A 4,783-nucleotide genomic window follows, 5' to 3' on the forward strand; every position below is an offset into this window, starting at 1 on the left:
CCAAGTAGTACCCTTAGAAAATTTAGAGGAAGCTACTATGAAACTTGCCAATAGGCTTTCTGCTTTGCCTAGTGTAGCACTTGGGAAAATGAAAGCTCTTGTAAACAGATCTGCATTCTTTGGATTTGAAAATGATCTTGATAATGAAACAGAATATCAAATACAATGTACAGCTACAGAAGATTTTAAAGAGGGTATTAGAGCCTTTGCAGAAAAGAGGAAACCGAATTTTCAAGGTAAATAATTCAAATTAAATAAAAGGAGAGTGTATATTATGGAATGGAAAAAGACATATGAAAGTAAGCTTGTGTCGGTAGAAGAAGCAGCATCAAAAATTAAATCGGGAGACAAAGTTTGGATAGCATCAGCCGCCAGTGCGCCAGCAGATATTGTCAATGCAATATGTAAACGTTATCAAGAGTTAGAAAATGTAGAATGGCATGATAGTCTTGCCTTCCATGCATTCGATTGCTTTAAGGGAGAATTTAAAGGGCATATTAATGTAAATACATGGTACATGTCAGGAGTAACAAGAAAATTCAAGAAACAAGGAAATGTAAATGTCGCATCAATACATCTATCAAAATTATATGAATATATCCAAAAAATAGCTCCTACAGTAGTGCTTTGTGAAGTTTCCGAACCAGATGAAAATGGATATATGTGTTATGGACCAGCAGGAGTTGTTACTTGTGATGAAGCTGCTAAAACGGCAGATAGGATCATAGTTCAAGTCAATAAAAATTGTCCATACATTCATGGAGAGCGTAATAAAGTACATGTTAGTGAAGTAGCTTGTATTTATGAAAACCATCATAAAGTTCCAGAATTACCTCAAGCTCCTGTATCGGAAATAGATGAGGCAATTGCGTCCCATGTATTACCTCTTATACCAGATGGATCAACAATTCAGTTGGGAATTGGAGGTACTGCAAATGCAGTTGGCTATGGATTGAAAGATAAAAAAGATCTAGGTATCCATAGTGAGATGCTTACGGAGTCAATGGCTCATTTGGCTAAAATAGGAGTAATCAATAATAGTAAAAAGAACTATAAACCAGGAAAAATGGTAATTAGCTTTGGGCTTGGTAATAAAGAATTATATGAATTCATGAATAAAAACACATCAATAGAGATAAGACCATTTAATGAAATAAATGATCCTATAGAAGTTGCTAAGAACGATAATTTGATTTCAATTAATAACGCTTTAATGGTAGATTTAACTGGTCAAGTTGCATCAGAAGCAATTGGATATGATCAATATAGTTCTACAGGCGGACAATTAGACTTTGTTAGAGGGGCTGTTATGTCTAAAGGTGGAAAATCATTTATTTGTTTGCCTTCAACAGTTAAGTCTAAGGAAGGGTTTAAATCTAGAATCATGATTACGTTGCCACCGGGAACAGCAGTTACAGTGCCAAGAACCGATGCACAATACATAGTTACTGAATATGGAGTTGCTGATGTATATTGCAAAACCTTGGCAGAGCGTGCAAAGGCATTGATCAGTATAGCTCATCCTGACTTTAGAGAAGAATTGACTAAACAAGCCATTGAAGTAGGTATAATTCCACAATAGTGAATAAATTAGTCAACTATGTGGATTAGTTGGAAAGAGAGGGAAGCTTAATGGGTTTTAATATAAATAAAGTGGCAGTTTTAGGTGCAGGCGTTATGGGAGCCGGAATTGCTGCACATATAGCAGGAGCTGGAATATCCGTTTGTTTATTGGACGTTATACCAAGAGAATTAACCGAAAAAGAAAAAGCTAAGGGATTAACTTTAGAAAGTCCACAGGTTAGAAATCGTATTGCCCAGGCAGGTAAAGATAAGGTTACAAATCTTAAATTCAGAGCAATTTATGACAAAGATATGGGAAATATGATTGAAGTTGGTAATTTTACTGATAATATGAATATGTTAAAGGATTGTGACTGGATCATCGAGGTCATTGTTGAAAACCTAGACATTAAAAAGAATTTCATGAAAGAAATAAACAAATATATGAAGCCAGGTGCTATTATTGCCTCTAATACTTCTGGAATATCAATTAATGAAATAATCGAGGATATGCCGTTAGAATTTAGACAGCATTTTCTGGGAACGCATTTCTTCAATCCACCTCGCTACATGAAATTATTTGAATTAATTCCAGGAAAGGACACTTTGCCGGAATTAGTAGATTTTATGAGGAATTTTGGGACTAAAAGATTAGGTAAAGGCGTTGTAATGGCAAAGGATACCCCAGGTTTTGTTGCTAATCGTATTGGTTCATATGCATTAGTTACAGTTGTGAAACTCACAGAAAAATATGATTATGATTTGATGAAGGTAGATCAGCTTACGGGTTCAATTATAGGAAGGCCTAAGAGTGCAACCTTCCGAACCCTAGATATGGTAGGTATTGATATATATGCTCATGTGGCTAATAACACAATAAATTCTATTGATGATGCCGATGAAAAAGAAGCCCTAACATCACCTGAATTTGTACAAAAAATGATAGATGCAGGACAATTAGGAGATAAAACAAAACAAGGGTTCTATAAGAAAGTCAAGACAGAAAAAGGTAAACAAACCCTTATGTGGGATTATAGAAAGGAAGAGTATGTTGAATTTCCAAATGTAAAGGTTGAAGCGGTAGAGGAAGCAAAGAAGACGTCTAATCCTCTAGAAACCTTAGTTTATGGAGAAGCTGAAGAAAATAAATTTGTATGGCAGATAATTAAGAAGACATTATTATATAGTGCTAATAATGTACCAACAATAGCTGATGATTATAAAGACATTGATAATGCTATGGTATGGGGCTACAATTGGGTGAAGGGACCCTTTGCGATCTGGGATGCCATTGGATTTGAAAAATCAGTTAAAAGAATGAAAACAGAGGGAGATATAATTCCTGAGTGGATTGAAGAAAGACTAGCACAAGGTAAGGCTAATTTTTATGAAGCCGATTCTATAGATGTTCCTTATATACTGTTATCATCACCTAAATATGATGTGATAAAAGAAAATAAAGGTGCCCTACTTAAAGATATTGGAGAGGGTGTAGCATGTCTTGAATTTAAAACTAAGGGAAATACTGTCACTAATGATGTAATAGGTATGATATATGAATCTGTAAAAGAAGTTGAAGATGGAGATTATAAAGGACTGGTAGTTGCAAACCATGATAAGAATTTCTCGGCAGGTGCAAATTTAATGCAGGTTGCTGAATTTGCAAAGGAAAAAGCTTGGGATAAATTAGAAAAAATGATAAAGGACTTTCAATACGCTAATATGGCTATGAAATATTGTAAGAAGCCTGTAATTACAGGCCCCCATGGGATGACATTAGGTGGAGGAGCAGAAATGGCTATGCATGGTTATATGCAGGTAGCCCATGCTGAAACCTATATGGGACTTGTTGAGCTAGGGGTAGGACTTGTACCAGCTGGTGGAGGAACTAAAGAGCTGTTATATCGTTCCGTAGAAAATTTAGGTAAAGTACCTATGTCAGAGCTTTTAACCCATGTGAAAAAGGCTTGGAATGCTATAGCCATGGCAAAGGTATCAAGCAGTGCCCATGATGCTATTAAAAAAGGATATATAAGAGACTGCGATAGAATTGTTATGAATTTTGATTATCAAGTGGATGAAGCCAAAAAAGCTGTCATAGAGTTATATGATAGTGGTTTTAGGCCAAAGATTAAAAATGATATAAAAGTAACAGGAAAAACCGGTAGAGGATTTATAAGAGACGCTATATTATTTATGAAGAATGGAAAATTCATCTCAGAATATGACGCATTTTTAGCAGACAAGGTAGCTGCAATATTAACTGGAGGAGATGTTGTAGCTGGAGCTAAGCTTTCAGAAGATAGGATACTAGAGCTTGAGAAAGAAGCTTTTTTAAGCCTCTGTGGAGAAGCTAAAACCCAAGAGAGAATGAAACATATGCTAATCAAGGGAAAACCTTTGAGAAATTAATGGAGGTGTTATTAATGAGAGAAGCAGTAATAGTTGCAATGGGACGCTCTCCAATAGGCAAAGCTCCAAGGGGAAGTTTAAGATATACAAGGCCAGAGGATGTGGGAACCCAAGTAATTAAAGGTATATTAGATAAAATACCACATTTTAATTTAGAAGTTATAGATGATTTTATAGTAGGCTGTGCTTTTCCAGAAGCAGAACAAGGCTTCAATATGGGAAGGGTTGTTGGGCTGAAAGCTGGACTTCCAGATAGCGTGCCTGGTCAAACCGTAAATAGATTTTGTGCTTCAGGACTTCAAACAATATCTGTAGCTGCAAATAGTATAATGGTAGGTCAGGCTGATTGTATACTAGCTGGGGGAATTGAGTGTATGAGTACAGTACCTATTGAGGGAAATATGAAATATCCTGATTCTGACTTAATACAAGAGCGTCCAGAGGTTTATATGTCTATGGGTCAGACAGCTGAGAATGTAGCGGAAAAATACAAAATAACAAGAGAAATGCAAGATGAATTTTCCGTACTAAGCCATCAAAAAGCTGAAGCGGCTATTAAGGCAGGTAAATTCGATGAAGAAATAATTCCTATAGAAGCAGTAAGACCTGTTGTAGATGAAAATGGAAATCCTTCTATAGAAAAATTCATGTTTACAATGGATGAAGGGGTGAGAAGAGGAGCTAGTGTAGAGTCCTTCGCAAAATTAAGACCAGTATTTAAGAAAGGTGGGACTGTTACAGCAGCCAATGCATCACAGATGAGTGATGGTGCAGCGTTTGTTCTTATAATGTCTAGAGAAAAAGCAGA

Annotated in this window: 4 protein-coding genes; all 4 read left to right on the top strand. The window is 35.9% G+C overall.

Features of this window, described 5'->3' with window-relative positions; translation table 11 throughout:
- The coding region (locus N4A31_00005; GenBank protein MCT4634618.1) for an enoyl-CoA hydratase-related protein at positions 1 to 244 on the top strand (244 nt) is incomplete at its 5' end.
- A 30-nt stretch (positions 245 to 274) separates the two neighbouring features.
- Positions 275 to 1,582, top strand: coding sequence for a hypothetical protein (locus N4A31_00010; GenBank protein ID MCT4634619.1), 1,308 nt, complete (start codon positions 275 to 277; stop codon positions 1,580 to 1,582).
- Positions 1,583 to 1,632: 50 nt separating this feature from the next.
- The gene (locus N4A31_00015; protein ID MCT4634620.1) at positions 1,633 to 3,975 is read left to right on the top strand and encodes a 3-hydroxyacyl-CoA dehydrogenase/enoyl-CoA hydratase family protein; all 2,343 of its coding nucleotides are present in this window, start codon (positions 1,633 to 1,635) and stop codon (positions 3,973 to 3,975) included.
- A gap of 14 nt (positions 3,976 to 3,989) precedes the next feature.
- A partial coding sequence (locus N4A31_00020) for an acetyl-CoA C-acyltransferase (protein MCT4634621.1) occupies positions 3,990 to 4,783 on the top strand: 794 nt, incomplete at its 3' end.

This window comes from Rickettsiales bacterium (assembly GCA_025210695.1).
Taxonomy (GTDB): Bacteria; Pseudomonadota; Alphaproteobacteria; order Rickettsiales; family CANDYO01; genus CANDYO01.